24 protein-coding genes and 1 other RNA gene are annotated in these 22,696 nt (G+C 59.4%); 18 read left to right on the forward strand and 7 right to left on the reverse strand.

Annotated features, from left to right (window positions below; all coding sequences use genetic code 11):
• Positions 1–27 precede the first annotated feature (27 nt).
• The 6 genes from D3P04_RS06830 (at position 28) to D3P04_RS06855 (ending at position 5,293) form a co-directional block, all read left to right on the forward strand.
• Entirely contained in the window at positions 28–927 is a 900-nt protein-coding gene (locus D3P04_RS06830) for an SPFH domain-containing protein (RefSeq protein WP_119747231.1), read from the forward strand.
• On the forward strand, positions 924–1,193 hold the full coding sequence (locus tag D3P04_RS06835; RefSeq protein WP_119747233.1) for an NfeD family protein: 270 nt from the start codon (positions 924–926) through the stop codon (positions 1,191–1,193). The genes D3P04_RS06830 and D3P04_RS06835 overlap by 4 nt, the downstream gene beginning before the upstream one ends.
• Positions 1,194–1,225: 32 nt before the next feature.
• The gene (locus D3P04_RS06840) at positions 1,226–1,648 is read left to right on the forward strand and encodes an NUDIX hydrolase (RefSeq protein ID WP_119747235.1); all 423 of its coding nucleotides are present in this window, start codon (positions 1,226–1,228) and stop codon (positions 1,646–1,648) included.
• Positions 1,649–1,792: 144 nt separating this feature from the next.
• Positions 1,793–2,323 (forward strand): COG3650 family protein, encoded by a 531-nt coding sequence (locus D3P04_RS06845; RefSeq protein WP_119747237.1) that lies wholly within the window; start codon positions 1,793–1,795, stop codon positions 2,321–2,323.
• A 124-nt stretch (positions 2,324–2,447) separates the two neighbouring features.
• Positions 2,448–4,631, forward strand: a complete 2,184-nt coding sequence (locus D3P04_RS06850) for a YjbH domain-containing protein (RefSeq protein WP_119747239.1) — start codon at positions 2,448–2,450, stop codon at positions 4,629–4,631.
• The gene (locus D3P04_RS06855; RefSeq protein ID WP_119747241.1) at positions 4,628–5,293 is read left to right on the forward strand and encodes a YjbF family lipoprotein; all 666 of its coding nucleotides are present in this window, start codon (positions 4,628–4,630) and stop codon (positions 5,291–5,293) included. The genes D3P04_RS06850 and D3P04_RS06855 overlap by 4 nt, the downstream gene beginning before the upstream one ends.
• A gap of 130 nt (positions 5,294–5,423) precedes the next feature.
• Here D3P04_RS06855 and derI read toward each other — a convergent pair whose 3' ends face one another.
• The 3 genes from derI to D3P04_RS06870 are packed head-to-tail and all read right to left on the reverse strand — an operon-like array spanning position 5,424 to position 7,427.
• Positions 5,424–5,885: a D-erythrulose-4-phosphate isomerase gene (derI, locus tag D3P04_RS06860; protein WP_119747243.1), complete on the reverse strand. Its 462-nt coding sequence runs from the start codon at positions 5,883–5,885 to the stop codon at positions 5,424–5,426.
• 11 nt (positions 5,886–5,896) lie between these two features.
• On the reverse strand, positions 5,897–6,658 hold the full coding sequence (locus D3P04_RS06865; RefSeq protein WP_119747245.1) for a triose-phosphate isomerase: 762 nt from the start codon (positions 6,656–6,658) through the stop codon (positions 5,897–5,899).
• A 4-nt stretch (positions 6,659–6,662) separates the two neighbouring features.
• Entirely contained in the window at positions 6,663–7,427 is a 765-nt protein-coding gene (locus D3P04_RS06870; RefSeq protein ID WP_119747247.1) for a DeoR/GlpR family DNA-binding transcription regulator, read from the reverse strand.
• 337 nt (positions 7,428–7,764) lie between these two features.
• Here D3P04_RS06870 and D3P04_RS06875 point away from each other — a divergent pair, with 337 nt between their 5' ends.
• From D3P04_RS06875 to ssrA, 11 genes are all read left to right on the forward strand, one after another.
• Positions 7,765–8,262, forward strand: coding sequence for an Hcp family type VI secretion system effector (locus D3P04_RS06875; protein WP_119747249.1), 498 nt, complete (start codon positions 7,765–7,767; stop codon positions 8,260–8,262).
• A 164-nt stretch (positions 8,263–8,426) separates the two neighbouring features.
• Positions 8,427–10,244 (forward strand): M3 family oligoendopeptidase, encoded by a 1,818-nt coding sequence (locus D3P04_RS06880; protein WP_119747251.1) that lies wholly within the window; start codon positions 8,427–8,429, stop codon positions 10,242–10,244.
• Positions 10,241–10,711 (forward strand): GNAT family N-acetyltransferase, encoded by a 471-nt coding sequence (locus D3P04_RS06885; RefSeq protein ID WP_119747253.1) that lies wholly within the window; start codon positions 10,241–10,243, stop codon positions 10,709–10,711. The genes D3P04_RS06880 and D3P04_RS06885 overlap by 4 nt, the downstream gene beginning before the upstream one ends.
• Before the next feature lie 111 nt (positions 10,712–10,822).
• Positions 10,823–12,004, forward strand: a complete 1,182-nt coding sequence (locus D3P04_RS06890; RefSeq protein ID WP_119747255.1) for a dipeptidase — start codon at positions 10,823–10,825, stop codon at positions 12,002–12,004.
• 12 nt (positions 12,005–12,016) lie between these two features.
• The gene (gene rbsD, locus D3P04_RS06895) at positions 12,017–12,400 is read left to right on the forward strand and encodes a D-ribose pyranase (RefSeq protein WP_119747257.1); all 384 of its coding nucleotides are present in this window, start codon (positions 12,017–12,019) and stop codon (positions 12,398–12,400) included.
• A 17-nt stretch (positions 12,401–12,417) separates the two neighbouring features.
• Positions 12,418–13,098, forward strand: a complete 681-nt coding sequence (locus D3P04_RS06900) for an MOSC domain-containing protein (protein WP_119747259.1) — start codon at positions 12,418–12,420, stop codon at positions 13,096–13,098.
• Positions 13,095–13,943, forward strand: coding sequence for a pyridoxal kinase (gene pdxY / locus D3P04_RS06905; RefSeq protein ID WP_119747261.1), 849 nt, complete (start codon positions 13,095–13,097; stop codon positions 13,941–13,943). Before D3P04_RS06900 ends, pdxY begins: the two co-directional genes overlap by 4 nt.
• A 16-nt stretch (positions 13,944–13,959) precedes the next feature.
• Entirely contained in the window at positions 13,960–14,403 is a 444-nt protein-coding gene (locus D3P04_RS06910; RefSeq protein ID WP_119747263.1) for a PaaI family thioesterase, read from the forward strand.
• A gap of 108 nt (positions 14,404–14,511) precedes the next feature.
• Positions 14,512–16,563 (forward strand): TonB-dependent receptor domain-containing protein, encoded by a 2,052-nt coding sequence (locus tag D3P04_RS06915; RefSeq protein WP_119747265.1) that lies wholly within the window; start codon positions 14,512–14,514, stop codon positions 16,561–16,563.
• Between the two features lie 98 nt (positions 16,564–16,661).
• Positions 16,662–17,132, forward strand: a complete 471-nt coding sequence (locus tag D3P04_RS06920) for a DsrE family protein (RefSeq protein ID WP_232844917.1) — start codon at positions 16,662–16,664, stop codon at positions 17,130–17,132.
• A 14-nt stretch (positions 17,133–17,146) separates the two neighbouring features.
• Positions 17,147–17,502: a transfer-messenger RNA gene (gene ssrA / locus D3P04_RS06925) on the forward strand.
• Between the two features lie 81 nt (positions 17,503–17,583).
• On the opposite strand, the gene D3P04_RS06930 is transcribed toward ssrA, so the two are convergent.
• Positions 17,584–18,282 (reverse strand): FadR/GntR family transcriptional regulator, encoded by a 699-nt coding sequence (locus D3P04_RS06930; RefSeq protein ID WP_182912762.1) that lies wholly within the window; start codon positions 18,280–18,282, stop codon positions 17,584–17,586.
• A 17-nt stretch (positions 18,283–18,299) separates the two neighbouring features.
• Positions 18,300–19,517 (reverse strand): aminotransferase class I/II-fold pyridoxal phosphate-dependent enzyme, encoded by a 1,218-nt coding sequence (locus D3P04_RS06935; RefSeq protein ID WP_119747269.1) that lies wholly within the window; start codon positions 19,515–19,517, stop codon positions 18,300–18,302.
• Positions 19,518–19,730: 213 nt separating this feature from the next.
• On the opposite strand from D3P04_RS06935, the gene kdgD reads away from it, so the two are divergent.
• Positions 19,731–20,639 carry a 5-dehydro-4-deoxyglucarate dehydratase gene (gene kdgD / locus D3P04_RS06940; RefSeq protein ID WP_119747271.1) on the forward strand — a complete coding sequence of 303 codons (909 nt, stop codon included), beginning with the start codon at positions 19,731–19,733 and terminating at the stop codon, positions 20,637–20,639.
• 128 nt (positions 20,640–20,767) lie between these two features.
• Here the strand turns inward: kdgD and D3P04_RS06945 are convergent, their stop codons facing one another.
• Both D3P04_RS06945 and D3P04_RS06950 read right to left on the reverse strand, forming a co-directional pair.
• Entirely contained in the window at positions 20,768–22,030 is a 1,263-nt protein-coding gene (locus D3P04_RS06945; protein WP_119747273.1) for an amidase family protein, read from the reverse strand.
• On the reverse strand, positions 22,027–22,695 hold the full coding sequence (locus tag D3P04_RS06950; protein WP_119747275.1) for a DUF2848 domain-containing protein: 669 nt from the start codon (positions 22,693–22,695) through the stop codon (positions 22,027–22,029). The genes D3P04_RS06945 and D3P04_RS06950 overlap by 4 nt, the downstream gene beginning before the upstream one ends.
• Between the last annotated feature and the right edge of the window lies 1 nt (position 22,696).

Genomic DNA, 22,696 nt, shown 5'->3' on the forward strand with positions numbered 1-22,696 from the left:
CGAAAAATATAAAGAAAGGCTTTGAACATGCAGGATATCCTGGAGATCTTGGGCAAGCTTCTTGGTCAGAACCTCGCTCTGGTCGTTCTGGCGATCGTCCTTTTTCTGGCAATCAGCTCGGCGGTCCGCATCGTTCCTCAATCCGAGAAATATGTCGTCGAACGATTTGGCCGTCTGCGATCTGTTCTTGGCCCCGGGATCAATTTCATCGTCCCGTTCATTGACCGGGTGCGGCACAAGATCTCGATCCTCGAACGTCAGCTTCCCACGCATCGGCAGGATGCGATCACCGCCGATAACGTGCTGGTCGAGGTCGAAACCTCGGTTTTCTATCGCATCATCGAACCGGAAAAGACCGTGTACCGCATCCGCGATATTGATGCCGCCATTGCGACAACGGTCGCCGGTATCGTGCGTTCGGAAATCGGCACTGTCGAACTGGATCAGGTCCAGTCGAACCGGGCGCAACTGATCGAGCGTATCCGGGAATCGGTGGTCAACGTGGTCGATGATTGGGGAATCGAAGTGACACGGGCCGAGATTCTGGACGTCAATCTGGATGAAGCGACACGCGCCGCCATGCTTCAGCAGCTTAACGCGGAACGAGCCCGCCGTGCGCAGGTGACCGAGGCGGAGGGCAAACGCCGCGCCGTCGAGCTGGCCGCCGATGGTGATCTTTACGCCGCCGAGCAACAGGCCAAGGCCAAGCGCATTCTGGCGGAAGCGGAGGCCTATGCGACATCCGCCATCGCCGAGGCCATCGCCGCAAACGGTCTCGAAGCCGCCCAATATCAGATCGCGATCAGGCAGGTGGATGCACTGACAGAGGTCGGCAAGGGTAATGGCAAGCAAACCGTTATCCTGCCCGCTGCGGCCCTCGATTCCTTCACCGAAGCCTTCAATCTGCTGAAGGGACGGGCAAAATGACCTGGATGAACGGCTGGTTATGGATTGTCGCGGCCCTGATCCTGGCGATATTCGAGCTGTTCGCGCCGGGCTGGATTTTCATGGGCATCGCGGCAGCCCTTGGGATCATGGGATTGCTCTTGCTCAGCGGTTTCTGGACTGCGGGGCTGCCCGTGACGCTGGTCGTCGCCGCGATCGTATCAGGGCTCGTCTGGTTACTTCTGCGCAGATTCGCGGGCGTCAGAAAGGGTCAGGTGCGGATCTGGGATCGTGACATCAACGATTGACCCGATCCGCCAGTCAAGGCAGGAGCAAGCATTTGCACGACGAAGAAACCTATTTCCACGGCGCCAAGCTGGTACTGACCGAAGGTGGATGCTTACTGACCTATCTGCGGGACGATTTCATACATATCCCGTTTCCAGCCCATTGGGATCTGCCGGGCGGCGGGCGGGAAGGACAGGAAACGCCGATCGAATGCGCCCTGCGGGAATTGCAGGAAGAGTTTGGAATATCGCTGCCGCCGGCGCGGCTGACCGGGCGCCGGTTTCCTTCATTTCAACGGCCGGGTGAATTTTCGTGGCTGTTCCGGGGCGACCTGACCCCTGTCGAGATCGCCGCGATCCGTTTCGGCGACGAGGGGCAGGAATGGCAAATGATGCCGATCGAGGAATTCCTTACTCATCCCCAAGCCGTTCCCCATTTCAGGCAACGGGTCAAGAAGATGCTGACCTCCGCCTAGGAATGCGCAGGGCAAGGCGGGTTCAGGAATCCGGAAGATCGCGCTGGCAACAGCCCGCCAAAATCCGGCGCGGCGCTTGCCCCGGAGGCCCGCGATTGTTAACCCTTGCAAAGACAGTGATCCATTCAACCAGAGGCCCAGCCCATGAATCCGCGTTTTGCCCTTCTTGCCCTGCTGCTCCCCCCGCTCGCCGCCTGTGACGAGGCGGCAAGGTCCGATTTACGGCAAGGGCTTGGGATGGGGGCCGAGGAAACCCAGCCGGAAGACCCGGCCAAGCCGCGCCCGCCTGCGGTATCGCCGCTTGAAGTGCCGATCGAAACGGGTGCGGGCGAAGCCGTTCCCGCCACCAATGCCAATGCCGAGACCCTGAACACGCAGGCATTCGCCGCCCGCGGGAATGAACCGTTCTGGAGCGTCGATGCCAGCGGCAGCACCGCGATCTACAAAACGCCCGAAAACCAAAGCGGCCGGCAGGTCAATGTGAACCGGTTGTTCTTCGCGCAGGGCGTGGAATATGTCGGCACGCTGGACGGGCTGGTCTTCAAGCTGACGGTTCGCGGCACCGACTGCACCGACAGCATGTCGGGCGAGAAATTCCCGATGAGCGCGTCGCTCACCGTCGGAGGAAAGACCCATCAGGGCTGTGCCGCGCCAGCCGAAACCGCTCAGGGCTGAACGGGGATAAATCCGTCGATGTGGCACGGAAACATCCGCGGCCGCGAAATCGGAACATATGGGCTGTTCCACTGCTCCGATCCCGTTAATATGCGTTGAAACATTGTTACCAAGGATGCCGCCCATGCGACGCTCCCGTCTGACCAGCCGCCTGATGGCGACCACCCTGCCTACTGCCTTTCTGGTGGGGTCGGTCACGGGCACTGCCATCGCCGAGCCGATGATTGCGCGCAACATGTCAACCTATGGCTTGCCCGGCGGGATCGAAACGCCCACTGCAGAGGCTCTGCCCGACGGGACGCTTGGCGCGACATTGTCATGGTCGGATTATTCGCAGCGCAACAATATCGTGTTTCAGGCAATGCCGCGACTGACGACGGTGCTGCGCTATTCGCGCGTCGAAGGGATCAACGACCACAACGATCTGGGCCATATCTGGGACCGTTCCTTCGATCTGCGCTTTCAGGCACTGGATGAATCGGGCTGGCGTCCTGCCGTTGCGATCGGCTTGCAGGATTTCATGGGCACCGGCGTCTATTCGGGCGAATATATCGTCGCAACCAAGAACATCACGCCGACGATCCGCGCCTCGGCCGGTCTGGGCTGGGGGCGTCTTGCAGGCAAGACCCGCCCGCTGCTGGAAGACGGCGATCAGGGCGGCAAGCCCCAGATCGACGATTGGTTCACCGGCAGCGCAAAACCATTCGCGTCCATCTCGTGGCAGGTCAACGACAAGCTGAGCCTTGCCGCCGAATATTCCAACGACGACTACATGCGCGAAACCCGGAACGGCAAAGACGGTGATCCGGGTCATCTGAATCTCGCCGCCTATTACCGCTTTGGTGAGAATTACGAGGTGGGGCTTTATTCGCTTGGCGGCGAGACCTTCGGTGCGCAATTCTCGTTCTCGCTGAACCCGCGCAGGTCCCCCTATCCTTCCGGGTTGGAAAAGGCCCCTGCCCCGGTTCGCCCTCGTCCGGCTGTCAGTGCCGATCCCGAAGGCTGGTCGGGCCAGTGGGCCCAGGATCCGACAGCGCAGCCGGCCATTCAGACGGCACTTGGCGATGCGCTTGCCAAGGAAGGGCAGGTTCTGGAATCCATGGCGCTTTCCGCAAACCGGGCCGAAGTGCGCATCCAGAACAAGCGTTATATTCAACAGGCCGAAGCGATCGGCCGGACTGCGCGGCTGATGACCCGGGCGCTGCCGCCCTCGGTCGAGACATTGGTCATCACGTCTTCCGCGGACGGGGTACCGACCTCCTCGGTGACGCTGAACCGCGCCGATGTCGAACGGCTGGAGAATACGCAGGCGGGCAAGATCGCCGATGCGGCTGTGCTGACCGACGCCCGTCCCTATCCGGGCGATCTGGTGATGTCCGACGATCTGTATCCGCGCTTCCGCTGGAGCATCGGCCCCTATTTCGATCTGGGCCTGTTCGATCCCGGCGAGCCGCTGCGCTATGAAGTCGGCGCCGAGGCACGGGCAAGCTATGAATTCATGCCGGGGCTGATCCTGACTGGCGCATTGCGGCAACGCGCATTTGGCAGCATTGACCAGAAAGGTCCGGGCATCCCGGGACAGCGCGGCGAGCATTACACGCCCGAGGAATACGAGGCCGATCCAAGCCTTGAAACTTCACCGGAAGGTGTCCCACGCGTTCGCTCGGATTCGCGGATGTATCGCAGCGACAGCCCGACCATCCCGGAACTCACGCTGGCATGGTATGCGCGGCCCAGCGACACGATCTATACCCGCGTCACCGCCGGTCTTCTGGAACGCGCCTATGGCGGCGTCTCGGCTGAAGCGCTGTGGAAGCCTGTCAATTCGCCTCTGGCGCTCGGTATCGAGATCAACCGGGTCCGCAAACGCGATTTCGAGGATGTGTTCGGCTTCCGCGATTACGAGGTCACCACCGGCCATATCTCGGCCTATTACGAATTCACCGAAGGTTTCGCACAGGGCTTCACGGCGCAGCTTGATGTCGGCCAGTATCTTGCCGGGGACAAGGGCGCCACGATCAGTCTGACGCGCGAATTCGCCAATGGCTGGCGGATCGGGGCATTCGCCACGAAAACCGACCTGAGCGAAGACGAATTCGGCGAAGGTTCCTTTGACAAGGGTATCACCATGTCGATCCCGATTTCCTGGGCGACTGGCCAGCCCTCGCGTCAACGCGCAAGCAGCACCTTGCGGTCGCTGTCACGCGATGGCGGTGCGCGGGTCGATGTGAATGGCCGGCTTTACGAAAAGGTTCGCGACAGCCATTCCGTGAAACTCTATGAAGGCTGGGGAAGGTTCTGGAGATGAGCAAGACAGCGATCAGAAATACCGCCCTCGCCTGTGCGGCAGCCGTGATAGTGTCGGCTTGCGGCAATCAGGGCGATGACCAGAACGCCAGCCCTTTCGCGATCGCGGCCAAGACCACGGCGCAAGCGGTCGCGGCCCGGCGCGCAGCGAATAACGAACCGGCAGCGCCTCCGAAAACCCCGGAACAGATGGCCGCCGAGGCATTGCGGGTCAATCCGGGGCCGTTGATCATGGTCGGATTCGAATCCCTTGGCCGGACGCAGGTCATGGCATTGACTCAGGAAAACGGGGGAATGCGCACCTATATGACGCCCGCAGAAGAGGCGTTGATCATGCGGGGGGGCATGGTGACGGGAACGCGCGGATTGGGCAACGACCTGTCGGTCGCAGAACCGGGAACCGAGGCATTGATCCGGGCCAGCCGTACGGGCAGCGCAAGGCGTGTCATGCATTACTACAGCGGCGACGGGCTGGAGCGTCCGATCGATTTCAATTGCACCGTGGCAGCGGGGCCCAATCCTTCGGTCATGGCTGAAAGCTGCGAAGGCCACGGCATCAGCTTCCAGAACAGCTTCATGGTGCAAGGCGGGCAGATCCCGGTCTCGCGCCAATGGCTTGGCCCGGCATTGGGATATGTGACCATCCAGACATTGCGGCCCTGACAAAGCCGGCATCGCGCCCGGATGCAAAATCCACAAATCATGCCGCATTAACCGTCACGAGAAAAGGTGAGGCGCTTCGACCCCACCTTTTCGTCACTGAAGGATCACATGCGGCAAACTATCCCCGTTGTCAGGCTTTGTTATATTTCGCGTCAACCTGATCTATCGCGTCAACATTACCCGCCGAGCGGCCATTCGCGTCGAAATTCATCGTCTCCGCCAGCCACGCGTCGGCAATTGCCTTGGCGAGTTCCGGCCCTATGACCCGTGCGCCCATAGTAATGATCTGGGCGTTGTTAGAGAGCGCCGCGCGCTCGGCGGAGTAGGTATCATGGGTCAAGGCGGCCCGGATACCCGGCACCTTGTTGGCCGAGATGCAGACGCCGATGCCGGTGCCGCAGACCAGAATGGCGCGGTCATAGACCCCCGACAGAACCTCACTTGCCACGCGGTCGGACAGATTGGCATAGAACGGATCGGCGCCGGCATCGGTGCGCGAGATCTCGGCCACCTCGTGCTTGTCCTTCAGATGATCGGCCAACAGTTTGGCGAGACCTTCACCGGCGCTGTCTCCTGCGATTGCAAGCTTCATGTCTTTCTCCTTTATAATGTGGCGGCGCAACGGGCGAGAATGTCGAGATAACCTTCGACCTTCCATGCCGAGCGCCCGATGAACAGCCCGTCGATATGCGGGCAGGCGATCAGTTCCTCGCAATTTCCCGGATTGACCGAGCCGCCATAGAGACAGGGCACCCGGCGGCCCAGAACCTCGCGGGCGACCGAGACGATCTCGGCCTGTCTTGCATCGGCATAATCCGAGGTCGCGGGAATGCCGTTTTCGCCAATCGCCCAGACCGGCTCGTAAGCCAGCAGGATCCCGGCGGATGTCTGTTCGGGTGACAGTTTCCCAAGCGCCGCACGCGTTTGCGCCTCAAGCACCTCGCTGGCACGGCCCTCTTGCCGCTGGGCCAGGGTTTCTCCGATACAGATCAGCGGGATAAGGCCATGCCGGATGGCAGCTTCGGCCTTGAGGCCGACGGTTTCATCGGTTTCTCCGAAATGCTCGCGCCGCTCGGAATGCCCGAGTTCGACGATATCCATCCCGCAATCGGTCAGCATCCGCGGCGAAACCTCGCCCGTCCATGCGCCCTCATCGGCCCAATGCATATTCTGCGCTCCGACCTTGACGCTGGTTTGCGCCAATAGCGACTTGACCTCGCGAATGGCGGTGAACGGGGGAATAACAAATCTCTGGATACGAGGATCCCGGTCGGCATCCGCCGCCGCCAGGGCTTCCGCAAAGCTGCTTGCCTCGGCTAGTGTCTTGTTCATTTTCCAGCTTGTGCCAACCCAGAAATCCGCCATTTTCCTAATCCTTTGCAATAGTCACTTGCAGCCCTGCCCCGGCGATTGCATCGCGGCTCTCGACCGACGGCGATGCATCGGTAATGATGGCATCGAATTCGGCCAGATCGGCAAGCAGATGCAACGCCGGACGGCCAAATCTGCGATGATTGACAAGCAGGACGGAGCGTCCCGCCGCCCCGATCATGGCGCGTTTGGCCTGTACCGCCGCGTCGTCCATATGGAATGCCTGCAACCCTGCCACGGCAGGAGTCGATATGAAGGCCAGATCGGCGCGCAAGCGTGACAATGCCGTTTCCGTAACAACTCCGAAAAACCCGTTGAATTTGGCGCTGTACTCGCCCCCCAGGGCAATCAGGGTCATGCGGGGCAGACCCTTCAACCTGTCGATGACCGCGGCATTGTTGGTGATCACCGTCAGAGGTGCTTTCTCGGGCAGCCGCGCGCCCAGAACCGCCGCCATCGATCCGTCATTGATCATCACCGTCATCCCCGGCTCGATCAGATCGAGCGCAGCGGTCGCCATCCGGGCTTTGGCATCGGCATCCTGCAATTCGCGAATCCGGAAATCGCTTTCGAATCTGGTGCCGGTTTCGATGGTGGCTCCGCCGCGCATCTTCCGCAGCAGGCCCGCCTGTTCAAGATCGTCCAGATCCCGGTGAATGGTCATTTTGGAGACGCCGAAACGATCGGCAAGTTCATCCAGCCCGACAGCCCGCGCCTCGATCAGAAAATCCATGATCGCCTGCCTGCGTCCGTCGCGTTTCAACAACCGCCTCCTATGTGGTGCCGCCGGTTTGTAACACAAAAACATCATAATTCAACATAAATTATGTGATTTTGTTAATCAAACTGTGATATTTGAATTCGCCTGACAAGCGGGCCTGCCGAAACAACTTCAACGCCGCAGCATCCCGACGACGCGGCACAACTTCAATATCTATACATTCGCGGGAAATAGCGCAAAAAATGCCCGTAGTTGCCCTAACGTCAAGATGGATGCAGGCGACAAAACATGATAGCTTCCTCGCAGGCTGTCTGGACGATAAGACTCTGATGATGATCGGGCGGCTTTCATCATATGCCATAACTCGGGGAAGATTTTCATGGCTGTCGATATTTTTCTGAAGCTCTCGAATAACATCAAAGGTGAATCGCAGGACGACAAGCACCGCGACGAGATCGATGTTCTGGCATGGAACTGGGGTCTGACCCAGTCCGGCACGACGCATATCGGCTCGGGTGGCGGCGGCGGCAAGGTCAATGTGCAGGACATTACCCTGACCAAATATGTCGATCTGGCCACCAATGACCTGATCAAGCGCGCCACCTCGGGCGAGCATATAGAGAATGGCGAGTTGATCGTCCGCAAATCGGGCGGGGCTGCACCGGTCGAGTATTTCCGGATCAAGATGGAAAACATCATGATCACCAGCTACAATACCGGTGGCGCCAAGGATGGTCTGGATCGCATTCAAGAAACCCTGACGCTGAATTTCCGCAAATTCGAAGTGCTCTATACCTTGCAGGAAGATTCAGGGGCGGCCGGCGCCGAAACCCTGGCCGGCTGGGATATCGCCGAAAACAAGGAATGGAGCGCGTAAGCCGCCATTTCGATCAATATCTCATGACAGGCCGGAACAGCGATGTTCCGGCCTTTTTCTATCCACCCGGCCATTCATGACAACCATCTGACGATCATGTCGCGCAAGCCTTGCGGGAGCCGACATTAGGGTCCAAATCTAGGGGAACTGGGAAAGGACCAAATATGACATTGAAAGCGACATTCGATTCCCGCGATGCGGCGAAAGGCAACGATCTGGGACAATTGCCCGAATGGGATCTGAGCGACCTCTACCCCGCTCCGGACTCCGCCGAACTGAGCGAGGATATCGAAAAGCTCGCGCGCGACGTCGCGGATTTTGCCAAGGCATACAAAGGCAGGCTTGCAGAGTTGTCTGCCTCGGAGATGCTGGCCTGTATCGAGAGCTATGAACGGATCGACATCATCGCAGGCCGGATCATGTCATATGCCGGATTGCGCTATTATCAGAACACGACTGATGCGGAACGCGCCAAGATGCTGGGCGATCTGCAAGGCCGGATCACCGACATCACAACGCCTCTGGTATTCTTCAGTCTGGAATTCAACCGTATACCGGACGAAACATATAACACGCTCTTTTCCGCCGCTGATGGTCCTGCCCGCTACAAGCCTGTCTTCGACCGGATGCGCGCAATGCGCCCGCATCAACTTTCGGATGAACTGGAGCAATTTCTTCACGACAATTCCGTCGTCGGCGCGGCCGCCTGGAACCGACTGTTCGATGAAACGACCGCAGCCCTGGAATTCGAGGTAGACGGCGAAACGCTGGGAATCGAAGCGACGCTTGATCGCCTGACCGATCACGACCGGAACCGGCGCGAAACCGCAGCGCATGCGCTTGCCAACGTTTTCCAAAAGAATATCAAGCTCTTCTCCCGCGTCCACAATACGCTGGCCAAGGAAAAGGCCATCGAGGACAAATGGCGCAAGATGCCCACGCCCCAATACGGCCGGCATTTGTCGAACCATGTCGAGCCGGAAGTGGTCGAGGCGCTGCGCAATGCGGTAACGGCGGCCTATCCACGTCTGTCGCATCGCTATTATGCCCTGAAGGCGAAATGGCTGGGGCTGGATAAGCTGCAGGTCTGGGACCGGAATGCCCCCCTGCCCACGGACGCGCCCCGGACCATCGGCTGGGACGAGGCGCGCAGCACCGTTCTGGACGCCTATGCGGGGTTTTCACCCCGACTGGCCGAACTGGCCGAGCCGTTCTTTGATCGCGGCTGGATCGATGCGGGCGTCAAGCCCGGCAAGGCACCGGGCGCTTTCGCCCATCCGACGGTGACCACCGCGCACCCTTATGTGCTTTTGAATTATCTGGGCAAGCCACGTGACGTGATGACCCTTGCGCACGAGCTTGGTCACGGTGTGCATCAGCGTCTCGCAGCGGATCAGGGCGAATTGCTGGCAGCCACGCCATTGACGCTTGCCGAAACGGCCTCGGTCTTCGGCGAGATGCTGACCTTCCGCGCATTGTTGGCCAGAACCACCGATCCTGTACAAAAAAAGGCGCTGCTTGCGGGCAAGGTCGAGGATATGATCAATACCGTGGTGCGCCAGATCGCCTTCTACGATTTCGAGTGCAAGCTGCATGCGGCCCGCGCCGAGGGAGAACTGACTCCGGACGATATCAACGCGCTGTGGATGTCGGTGCAGGCGGAATCGCTGGGGCCGGTCTTCGAGTTCATGCCGGGTTACGAGACATTCTGGACCTATGTCCCGCATTTCGTGCATTCGCCCTTCTATGTCTATGCTTATGCGTTCGGCGATGGGCTGGTGAATGCGCTTTACGCCGCTTATGAGCAGGGTCTGCCCGATTTTCAGGACAAGTATTTCGAAATGCTGACGGCGGGCGGCTCCAAACATCATAAGGAACTGCTGGAGCCATTCGGACTGGACGCCTCGGATCCGGCGTTCTGGGACAAGGGCTTGTCGATCATCGAGGGTTTCATTGATCAGTTGGAAGCACTCGAAGAATGATCTCACTGCATCCGCTGAACCGTCGGAAAGCGGATGCGGTGCTGCATATCGCGGTGCGGCCCGATCAGGAGAAATTCTCCGGAACGGTGGCGGCGGCATTGGCCGAGCCGGAAACAACGGTCGATCTGCACGAGATCCGCGAGGATGGCCATGCCGTCGGGCTTTTCAAGATCGACCACGCCTATCATCTGACCCATGATTTCGCAGCGCCCAAGGATCTGGGACTGCGGGGCATGATCCTGGATCGGAACCGGCAAGGGCGCGGGCTTGGATCGGCGGCGATGGCTGTGCTGAAAACCTATCTGTCGTCGCGATACCCGGGCCGGGCGCGAGTCTGGCTGACGGTCAATATGGCCAATCCGACGGCCATTGCAGTCTATCGCAAGGCCGGGTTTACCGAGACTGGCGAAATCTGGTTGCATGGGAACGCCGGGCCGCAGATGATCATGTTCATGTCGTTGGAATAATGGGGGCTGCCGCCCCCGGCCGTGCCATGCGGCGTGCCCGCCCCCACGGATATTTGGATGAAGAAGAAGCGGCGGGTTTCGGGAAAAGCTGGACGAAACAGGGGCGGGGAAATGATCAGGCGGATTTTGACCGGGTTTGGCGTGCTTGTCATGCTGGGGGCGACGGCATTCTTCATCTTCGCGCCGGGCTATGTCGAGCGCGGGCTGAATCCGACGACCATGCCGGAAGAGGGATGGCCTGTTTCCGATGAGGCAACGGCGCTGCATCAGCGATTGGTCATTGGAGACTGGCATGCGGATTCGCTGCTATGGGACCGCAATCTGCTGAAACGTGCGGATCGCGGACACACGGATGTTCCAAGGCTCCTTGAGGGCAATGTGGCCTTGCAGGTCTACACGACGGTGACGAAAAGTCCTCGCGGGCAGAATTATGATCAGAACAGCACCGAAGCGCCCGACAATATCACACCGCTTTTCATGGGGCAGTTGCGGCCGGTTCGTTCGTGGTTTTCGCTGCGTGAGCGCGCGCTTGTGCAGGCCGAGGATTTGCAACGGATGGCCAAGAACGCACCCGATCAATTGCGGCTCATCCGCACGCGCGAAGATTTGGCCGGCTTACTGGACGCCAGAAGGAACGGCGAGCAGGTTCTGGGCGTCATGCTGGGATCAGAGGGCGGGCATCCGCTGGAGGGTGATCTGGCCAATCTGGATGTTCTTTACGATTCAGGTTTCCGGCTGATGGGACTGACGCATTTCTTCGACAACGAATTGGGCGGTTCCTTGCATGGCGAGGGCGGCAGCGGGGCCGGGCTGACGGAATTCGGCCATCAGGTCGTCAGGGGCATGATCGAAAAGGGCATGGTCATCGACCTGGCGCATGCTTCGCCGCAGATGGTCCGCGATGTGCTGGCGATCGAAGGAACGAAGCCGATCCTGTCTCATACCGGCATCCACAATCATTGCGCCAGCCATCGCAATCTGGATGACGATCTGGTGAAGCAGATTGCCGCCAAGGGCGGCGTCATCGGCATCGGCTTCTGGGCGGATGTCGTCTGCGGCAAGACGCCTGCCGATATTGCCGGGGCGATCCGGGCCGCAATCGCTCTTGTGGGTGAAGATCATGTCTCGCTGGGGTCGGATTACGACGGATCGGTCAATGCGCCGTTCGACGCCGCGCATTTATCGGCATTGACGCAGGCATTGATGGATGCAGGGCTAAGCGAGGCGCAGATTGCAAAGGTCATGGGCGGGAATATGATGCGCTTTCTTGGGGATGTCCTGCCGGAGGCGTGAAGGAGAGCCGGAATGAAACGCGGAATATTGCTGAACGCCGAATTATCGGGCCTGATCGCGGCAATGGGGCATGGGGATCTGCTGGTCATCGGGGATGCCGGATTACCGGTACCGCCGGATACACGCTGCATCGACCTTGCCGTCACGCAAGGCATTCCACGCTTCATGGATGTGCTTGACGCTGTGCTGTCGGAGCTGATCGTGGAACGCTCTGCCATGGCGCATGAGACAGGCTCGGAGTTGATCGACGCGCTGTCGCATAAACCGCTTGGATCGGTCGAGCGGCTGACGCATGAAGACCTGAAACGGATCAGCGGAAGCGCCCGCGCGATTGTCAGGACCGGGGAATTCACCCCTTACGCCAATATCTGCCTTTGGTCCGGGGTCGCGTTTTGACGGGAGGGAGCGCAGGCATGACTGCCGTGATCTTGCTGACCGGACCAGCCGCCATGCTTGCCGGAACCAGACATCAAAGCGCAATCGCAAAGACACCCGTCACTGCACCGGTCGCGATCGAAGTCGAAGGAATCGCGGGAGACGAACAGGCTGATCGGCGGGTACATGGTGGTCAAGAAAAGGCGTTGCATCATTATCCGCGCGACCATTACCCGGCATGGCAGGACGAAATCGGTGCACTCGATCTGCTGAACGCGCCCGGTGCATTTGGCGAGAATATATCGTCATCGGGATTGACCGAGAAAAGCGTGGCTGTGGGCGATATCTTCCGGCTGGGCACCGCCTTGATACAGGTGTCACAGGGGCGTCAGCCGTGCTGGAAGCTGAATCATCGCTTTGGCGTTGCAGACATGGCATTGCGGGTGCAAGGCAGTGGACGCAGCGGATGGTATTATCGCGTATTGGAAACAGGCAGCGCAGGTCCCGGTGATACTCTCACGCTGATCGAGCGCCCTGCTCCGGACTGGACCCTCCATCGCCTGTGGCAGATGATGTATGTGGATCGAATGAATATCGAAGCCCTGTCGCAGATGGCCGCGCTGGATGTTCTGGCCGAGGGCTGGAAACGCTATGCGCGGCGGCGGCTGGAAAGCGGCCGGGTCGAGGATTGGAGCAAGAGGCTGGAGGGATCTTCATGACAGAAACACCAAGACCGCCACTGGTAATTTCCGTGCAAAGCCAGGTCGTGCATGGTCATGTCGGCAATTCGGCAGCGCTGTTTCCGATGCAGGCCGCCGGGCTGGAAGTGGCCGCGATCCCGACGGTGATCTTTTCGAATACGCCGGATTACCCGACCCTTCGCGGAGCCCCCGTTACCCCGTCTCTCTTTGCGGATCTTCTGCTGGGGGCGGACGAGCGAGGATTGCCGCAGCGCGCGACCTATCTTTTGTCGGGCTATATCGGCTCGGTCGAGGTGGCACGGCTGTTGGCGGATTTCGTGACCCGCTGCAAAAAGGCCAACCCCGACCTGATCTATATCTGCGATCCGGTCATGGGGGATCACGCACCGGGCCTGTATGTGCCCGAGGAAATCGCCGGGGTGATGCAGGATGGATTGCTGCCTCTGGCCGATATCGCCACGCCGAATTCATTTGAACTGGAACATCTGAGCGGCCGCCCGATCATGACGCTGGAAGATTTGCAGCAAGCGGCCACGGGTTTGAGGCTGGCCCCGAACGCGCAGTTGATCGCCACCGGATGCGCCCTGGCCGATACGCCCGCACATTATCTGGAATCGGTTATCCTGGGGCCGGACGGGATCAGCCGCCATCCCACTCCGCATATTCCGGTCGCCCTGCCCGGCACCGGGGATCTGTTCACCGGGCTTGTCGTGGCGGGGCTTGGCCGGAATCATCCGCTGCCCGAAGCAGTGGATATGGCGCAGGCCATGACTGGCCGGGCATTGGACCACGCCCGCTCGATCGGCGCACGCGAAGTGATCCTGTTCGAGCCCGGCTTTCGGCGTGCGCTTCTGGAAATCTGACAGGGAGACCACCGGCATGGAAATCGGAGGAAAGCTGGATCCGGCCGTCATTCGCCGTGTGCAGGACAGTTTCGACCGGCAAGGATTGATGGCGCATCTGGGCGCAGAGCTGGCCGAGGTCAAGGCCGGACAAGTGACGATCCGCCTGCCGTTCCGGCAAGAACTGACGCAGCAGCATGGGTATTTCCACGCCGGCGGCACCTCATCCATCGCCGACAGCGCCGGCGGCTATGCAGGCTACAGCCTGTTCCCCGAAGGCAGCGCGGTTCTGACGGTGGAATTCAAGCTGAACCTGATCAATCCTGCGCGCGGTGAATGGCTTGAAGCCATCGGCCGCGTGATCAAACCGGGACGGACATTGACGGTGTGTCAGTTGGATGTCTGGGGCGTAGATGGCGAACAGCGCATTCACGTGGCGACCGGTATGCAGACCCTTATCAGCGTAAAGGGTGATGCCTGAAAAACCACAGCAAAGCTCACCCCATCAGATTCCTTATTAAAATACTTGGAATTGTCGGCACAGCTAGATAATGCACAGCCAGAATCAATAAAAACAAAGGTGCTGGCAATGAACTTGTGTCATCTCGCTCCGTTAACCGGGGTTTCGGTAATCGCGCTTTCGACATCGCTTCTTGCGCAGGAAGCACAGATCTCCCAGAATCCGGGGATTACGGTACTTGCGCCGATCACGTTGGTTACAGAGGGACAGGAATCCGTCGAGGCAACCGGTGGCGTGATCGTCAGCCGCGAAGACCTTGAAGCGCTGAAACCCTCGGATATCTCGGATGTTTTCGCACGGGATTCCGCTGTCAGCGTCTCGGCGGGGACTGGTCCGGCCAAGCGCGTGCATGTGTTCGGGATCGAACAATCCAATCTTGCCGTGACGGTCGATGGCGTACCGCAATTCGGCGATAACTGGCATCATGCCGGATCGAATGTGATCGACCCGGCCTTTCTGAAGCGCGTCGATGTCGATGCGGGTGCCGCACCTGCGGATGCGGGCTTTGGCGCCGGTGCCGGGGCGGTACGTTACGAAACCCTCGGCGCACGCGATTTGCTGACCGACGGGCGCAGCCAGGGCGGGCGGGCCGGATTGTCCTATGGCTCAAACGGGCGCGGACTGTCGGCCAGCCTTGCGGGTTACGGCGTTTATGACGGCTTTGACTGGTTCGCCATGCTGCACAGCGCGCAGGGCGACAATTATGAAAACGGTGATGGCGATGAAATCGCGGGTTCCGAAACGGGCGTCACCGGCGCGTTGGTCAAACTTGGCTATGAGTTCGAAGGTCATCGCGTCGAAATGTCTTATGAACATGCCGTCGATGACGGAGACCGCCCCGCCAAGATGAATTTCGACCTGCCACGCGAGGAGGGCGCGGTTTACCCGCTGAAGGTCACCCGCGACTCGCTGAGCCTGCGTTATACCGAGACGGCGCCCACAGCCAGTTGGGATCCCGAAGCTCTGATCTATCTGAATCGCAACGAATATGACCGACCGGACTATATCGAGGGCGGAACGAATGGCGATATGAACATGCAGGCCGAAGGGTTCGGCGGTGTGTTCAAGAACCGCTTTCAGCTTGGTCAGGGCACGATCACCGCGGGCGTCGATTTCTCATATGCCGATTATACAATCGACAATTACGAAAGCGGTCCCATCATCGGTAGGGATGGATTACCGACGGGCGAGGAATATGTGCGCATCCACAATCTGGAAACCGCACAGATCGGCACATTCGTTCAGGGCCGGTTCGAGTTTTCCAACGGCATCGATCTGTCCACGGGCCTGCGTCTGGATCATCACCGCTTCACCGATTGGAACGGCGAGCGTTTCAGCGATTCAGGGGCCAGCGTGAACGGCACATTGTCCTATGAATTCGCCCCCGGTTACGAGATTTTCGCCGGCGCATCCAGAACATGGCTTGGCTATGACATTGGTGAATACGGCTATCTTCATGCCCGTGGCAGCAATACGATCACCGAACCCGACTTCGAGGCCGCAAGCTCGGAAAACTACAAGATCGGTTTCAACGCTTCGCAGGATAACTGGACCGGGAACATCACCTTCTTCGACACAAGGCTGAAAAACCTGCCCAATGCGTATTATTCTGAGGAAACCGGTCTTAACAATCTCGATAACATCGAAGAGGAATACCGCAGCAAAGGGATCACCCTTCAGGGCAATTACAGCTGGGGTTCGGGCCGGGTCGGCGCGAGTATAACCGCAGCCAAACTGACCGCCGATGGCCAGAAAATCCTGCCCGAGGGCGGTGATGTCGTCCCGATCGGCGAGGTCGCGTCGATTTATGTCGACCAGGAGTTCTCGCAATATAACCTGAAACTCGGCGGCAATATCGAACTGGCCAACAAGATGAGCGGCGATTATCTTACCGCAGCCGGTTTCGAAGAACCCGCAGGTTACGGCGTCGTCAATGCCTATGCGCAATGGCGTCCGCAACAATACGAGAATGTCGTGGTTCAGTTGAATGTCGATAACCTGTTCGACAAGACCTATTACGAACGCTCAAGCTATGTTGCGAATAGTGAACGTGGTGGTGGCATCCGGCCGATCTATGCTCCGGGGCGCACCGTTTCGCTTGGGGTAACTGTGGACTTCTAAGCCAAAAGGTTGAAGTAACGGAGGTGCGGGGCGCGCGCTTTGACAGCGATGCGCCCCGTTTCATATCCCGTCCCTGGCAATCACCGTCCAGGCAATAGATGGAGAAGAACGATATCATGCGGATTCTGACGATCATCGCCGCAACGCTTGGCCTTTGGATCGCGGCCACTGGCGTCAGCCATGCCGAGGCAACCTATGCTCCGCAAAAGGTGGTCTACCATATCAATGGTACTGGCGGTGAAAACGGCGCGGGATACAAACCGGCGCTGAACAATATCAGCAATCACATCAGCGCGGTCGGCGCGGATAATCTGGATCTGCGCGTTGTCATGCATGGCGACGGGCTGGGGTTGCTGCAAGCCGCTATCGATGATCAGCAATTACAGGGCATTATCGCCGGATTGAAAAATGATGGCGTGCAGTTTCTGGTCTGCAAAAATACCCTGACCGGGCGCAATATCGACCCGGAAACCGATCTGTTCGACGTCTGGCCAGAGGATATCGTACCCTCGGGCGTGGCCGAGCTGGGCAAATTGCAGGCCGAGGGCTTCGCCTATATCAAACCCTGATCCGATATCAGCCGGGCCTTGCGGCGGCCTGTGCGAGTCTCTATATTCATCCTGTTCGGTTTCGGCCGGGCTATGGACATAAACGCGCTCGTAATAAGCGGATCGGACCCGGGGGCGGTACCCGGCGGCTCCACCATATAACCCTTCATTGGGGGCATTTGGGGCCGAAACAGGATCGACGAACGTCTAAAGGGGTTTGCTTTGTCCCGGTGAGCGACCACCGTTATCGGTGCATAATGTACAGTTGCCAATGACAACCGTGCTCCGGTGGCCGTTGCTGCGTAAGCAGTAACCAAACCGAAACCTTAAGCCCTGACGCCTAGCAGCTTCAGGCGGGGCCCGCAGGAGCCTGGCAACAGAATCCTGCACCTTCCCCCCTCCATTTTCCCGACCGCCTGAGAGAGTTGGCTTTATGGGCTATCGCGATGACGGATAGTATCCGGGCTTAAGCTTAAGCACCGGCGGATTTCGAGTTGCGATAGCGTTCCAGGCTGTCGCGAAGATGATCGCGCATCGCATTGCGCGCCGCCTCGGCATTGCCACATTCGATTGCCGCGATCAGCGCCAGATGCTCTGCCTGCCATTTCCTGCGCATTGCATCACCATCTCCGGCATGAATACGCAGGCGTGGAATGATCTGCGGGCCCAGAAACTCAAGGAATTTTTCGAAATAGGGGTTGTTGGATGCACGCGCGATCATCTTGTGGAAGTTGAAATCAAGTTGCCCGCTATTCGTCCCGTCCGAGCTTTCGAGTGCTTCTATCCTGTTATGCGCAATGCGGATGTCTTCCAGTTGCTTTTCCGTGCGGCGGGTCGCCGCCATGGCGGCGGCTTCCAGTTCGACACTCAGCCGCAATTCAAGGATATGAACGATTTCCTTTACTGCGGCATCAGGCAGCATCGAGATCGCGAATGGTCGAAGCGTAAGGGTTTCATTGACAAACACGCCAATTCCCTGACGGGGCAACAGCAGCCCATCCGCCCGCAAGGATGCCACCGCCTCGCGCACAACCGTGCGGCTGACGCCATATTCGGCACAAAGTTCACCTTCCGTGGGAATCCTGTCGCCAGGCTTATAGGTCCCGTCCTCGATCTTCTGGCGCAGTTCATTCTTGAGCTGCGACGAAAGACTTTCACGTTTACCCAGCATTCGGCACCCCTTTCCGATTAACCTGCCCCAACAGCGAACAGATCCTGCACCGCGCGGCCAAGCCGGTCGCATGCTGTCTCCAGGGCCTTGCGCGAGGTGGCGAAAGACATCCTGAAATAAGGAGACATGCCAAAAGCAGCCCCCGGCACGACCGCGATCCGGGCGGTATTCAGCAAGAAACGGGCAACATCGGAATCATTCTCAAGGACATTGCCATCCGGCGCGATACGTCCGATCAGGGCGCTGCAATCGACATAGGCATAGAAGGCGCCATCCGGACGTGGCGCCCGCAATTGCGGGATTGCTTCCAAAGCCGTAAAAACGATCTCTCGACGCGCGGCATATTCCGCCCGGGCCTCGTCCAGAAAATCCTGCGGGCCGGACAAAGCCTCGATCGCCGCCGCCTGCGACACCGAACTGGGATTCGATGTCGATTGCGACTGAATCTTTCCCATGACCTTGATCAGCGGTGCCGGACCGGCCGCATAGCCCAGCCTCCAGCCGGTCATCGCATAGGCCTTGGAGACGCCATTGACGATGAGCACCCGGTCTTTCAGGCCGGGATTGGCGGCCAGGAAGGAAAGAGGAGAGGCATCGCCGTACTGGATCTGATCATAGATTTCATCGGCCAGAACCATCACGTTCTCATGTCGCTTGACCACATCGCCCAGCGCGATCAACTCTTCCTTGCTGTAGGTTGCGCCCGTGGGATTCGAGGGCGAATTCAGAAACAGCCAGCGGGTTCTGGGCGTAATCGCCGCTTCAAGCGCCGAAGCCGTCAGCTTGAAATTCATGTCGTAGGGACATTCGACGACTTTGGGCGTACTACCCACCAGCAGCACCATATCAGTATAGGACACCCAGTAAGGAGCAGGAATGATTACCTCGTCCCCTGGCTCCAAAGTCGCCATCAGGGCATTGAAGATGATCTGTTTCGCGCCATTGCCAGCGGTGATTTCGTTATTGGCGAAGTCCAGCCGCTGATCCCGCCGGAACGCGTCCGCAATCGCCTGCTTGAGTTCTGGGGTCCCGTCGGGCGCCGTGTAATGCGTTTGCCCTGCCTTCATGGCTTCGGTAGCGGCCTGAATGATGTTCATCGGCGTATCGAAATCGGGCTCACCGACGCTCAGGTCGATCACGTCGATACCCTGCCGGGTCAGTTCTTTCGCCTGTATCGACACCGAGATGGCAGGCGATGGCTTGATAAGCTGCGCGCGCCTCGATTCATAATTCATGTCTGCGGCCTTTCTGAAAACATGCAAGCCCGCCGTCACGAGCCGTCTGGATGGTCGGCCTTTGCTTGCGTGGCCAAAGAAATGCGGCGGACCCTTTCGGTGGGAGATTTGTGAAGCCCAACACAAAAACAGACATCATACAACTGTTGACTTCCATCGAACGCAATAGTCTATCTGTCCAACGAGATTTTCCGCCTGTAAGGAGTGCCTCCGATGAATCCCGATGAACTCAAGACACGCCTCGGATCCGGGCTGCTGTCTTTTCCTGTCACGCATTTCGACGAGAATGGAAAATTTTCCGAGGATAGCTATAAACGCCATATCGAATGGCTCTCGGGTTATGATGCTGCCGCACTTTTTGCGGCGGGCGGCACTGGCGAATTCTTCTCGCTCACCCCTGCGGAACTGCCGGCCATCACCCGCGCGGCAAAAGAGGCGGCTGGCGATACGCCAATCGTTGCCGGTTGCGGCTATGGAACGGAAATCGCCGTCTCCATCGCGAAAGAGGCCGAAGCCGCAGGTGCTGACGGGCTGCTTCTGCTTCCCCAATACCTGATCGATGCTCCGCAGGAAGGGCTTTACGCGCATGCAAAAGCGGTATGTGACGCTGTCTCGATCGGGGTCATGATCTATAACCGCGACAACGCGATTTACAGGGCCGACACGGTCGCACGGCTATGCGATGATTGCCCGAATCTCATCGGTCTCAAGGATGGCAGCGGCGAGATGGGGCTGGTGCGGCAGATTACCTCTACAATCGGGGATCGGCTGACCTATCTTGGCGGAATGCCTACAGCGGAATTATTTGCCGAGGCCTATCTGGCTGCAGGATTTACCACATATTCATCGGCAGTATTCAATTTCGTCCCTGATCTGGCAGTTGATTTTTACAAAGCCGTCCGTGCTGTCGATACCGATACCTGCGAGGCTTATCTCAAGCAGTTCTTCTATCCGTTCATGGCGCTTCGTTCTCGAGCTCCCGGCTATGCAGTGTCTTTGGTCAAGGCCGGTGTCAGACTGCAGGGCTTTGACGCCGGACCGGTTCGTTCTCCACTTGTGGATCCGACCAAGGCCGAAGAAGCGGAGCTTGCCGAATTGATTGCCGCACTTCCCGGACGTTGATGCTGCCCTCCCCCATGGCTGAAGCGAGGGGGAGGCCGTCACAAATGCAAAGCTCACGGTCAGGTTTCCTGTCGCTCATGATTCATGGCGGCAGCCTTATCTGCACCCCCCGGTGCGTTCACGACCGATCAGGCTTGCAGCCGCTCTGCAGCGGCCAGAATCGCCGCATCAGCACCCTTGCGACCGATCAGCATGGTCATTGACCAGCGCGGGTCGATCCCGGGTGTCGGCATCGCCAGCGCACAGCCATCGGCCAGATTGACCAGCGACGTATTGCGCAGCATCGCGGCATTCAGACGGTCGAAATCGGCCTCGGTTTCGGCAATGGTCGGAGGCATCTGCATCAATGTCGGGGCCAGCGCGGCATCGAAGCCGGTCATGATCCGATCGAACCCGGCAACGATTTCGGCGCGGGCAGCATAGGCATCCTGAATCTGCGCGGGTGACAAGGTCTCGGCAAATCGGATCCGGGCCAGCACACGCGGGTCGCCCACCATTTCCAGCCGCGCCAGATCCTGCGCATAAATCCGATATGCCTCGACCGCGACGATGATCTTGTTCAGCCCGACACCCTGCCCGATCGCGGTCATGTCCACCGGTTCAAGCACATGCCCCGCCGCGCGCAATCTGGCCTGTTCGGCATCAAACAGTCCCGCGACCACGGGAGAAAGGCCATCGGTAAAGGCACCGTGCGGCACCGCCAGGGTCAGATGCTCGGGCATCTGTGCAGTCAGCGGTTCTTCGGCCATGACCCTCAGCATCGCCTGCAGCAGCGGCAAATCGCGCGCCATAGGGCCGGGCGTGTCATAGCTTGGCGCAAGCGGATGAACCCCGGAATCATCGACAAGCCCCTGGCTGGGCTTCATTCCCCAGATCCCATTCGCAGCCGCCGGAATGCGCAGGGAGCCACCGGTATCGGTGCCAATGGCCGCGTCGGTCAGCCCCAAGGCCACCCCCACCGCACCGCCGGAGGATGAGCCACCGGGGATCACCCCTTCTACCAATGCACTGGAGGGGGTGCCGTGATGGGGGTTCAGGCCAACGCCGGAATAAGCGAATTCGGACATGGAGGTCCGCCCGAACATCAATGCCCCCGCTTGCCGCAACCGCTGGACAGACAGGGAATCGGTTACCGCGGCATCACGATCCGCCAATAATCGCGAACCTGCGCCCGTCACCTGCCCCGCCTCATCGAACAGATCCTTGACCGAGACAAGCGTCCCGAAAAGTGGCATATTCTCACCTTTCGCGTGACGCGCAGCCAATATTTCAAGCTCGGCGCGGATGCGATCAGGCGAAAATTCGGTGAAAATCGCGCGGCGAATATGGTCGGGCAATCCTTCTACCCGGGCAATCGCAGCTTCGGCTTTCTGGCGCAGCATGTCGGTCATGCGACCTCCGGCAAGGCAGTCGTGACATATTCATGCGAAATCTGTCGCCCCGTCCCCGGATCGGTCATGGCCATGCGGAAACGCGCCGCCGGCCGGACTCCGCCCATCGCTCCAAAGGTGCCGCACATCATCGCAACCGCGCCCTCTCCGGCCAGCAGCGACAGCGAGGCACCTTCGATCAGGTCCGCCAGCGGCAGAATCGCCGCCAGCGTTCCCTGCTGATAAGGCAGCCAAGCGCCGTCTTCCTCGATCCAGCTTTCCAGCCGGATCTCCTCCAGCCGGTCGGACAGGTCCTCCCATGCCCACAGCTCTGTCGCGCAGGGCTTGGCGCAGACCTGTTTGGACATGGCGACAGAGTGCGCCTCGAGCGCGCGGTCGGTATGATCCGAACCCAGCCCCAGCCAGCGCCGTTCACCATGTTGCACGATCAGCGGCTCAACCTCACCCGAGGATGCGTTGCCGACCACCTGAATCTCTGACGCGGTGGTCAACAGCGCAGCTGACACACGGTAAAAAAGTGGCGTCGCCGAGGGAGGGCTGACGCCGATCTCTGCCAGTTCCTCGATATGGTGCTGGATGGCGTCCCGGTCCCGGCCGGTCCAGCCGGCGATGACGAGATGGGACAGCTCCAGATCCAGCGGCGTGTCGCCAAGGGTGAAGCGCATG

Origin of the sequence: Paracoccus onubensis, assembly GCF_003591515.1 — a bacterium.
GTDB lineage: Bacteria > Pseudomonadota > Alphaproteobacteria > Rhodobacterales > Rhodobacteraceae > Paracoccus > Paracoccus onubensis.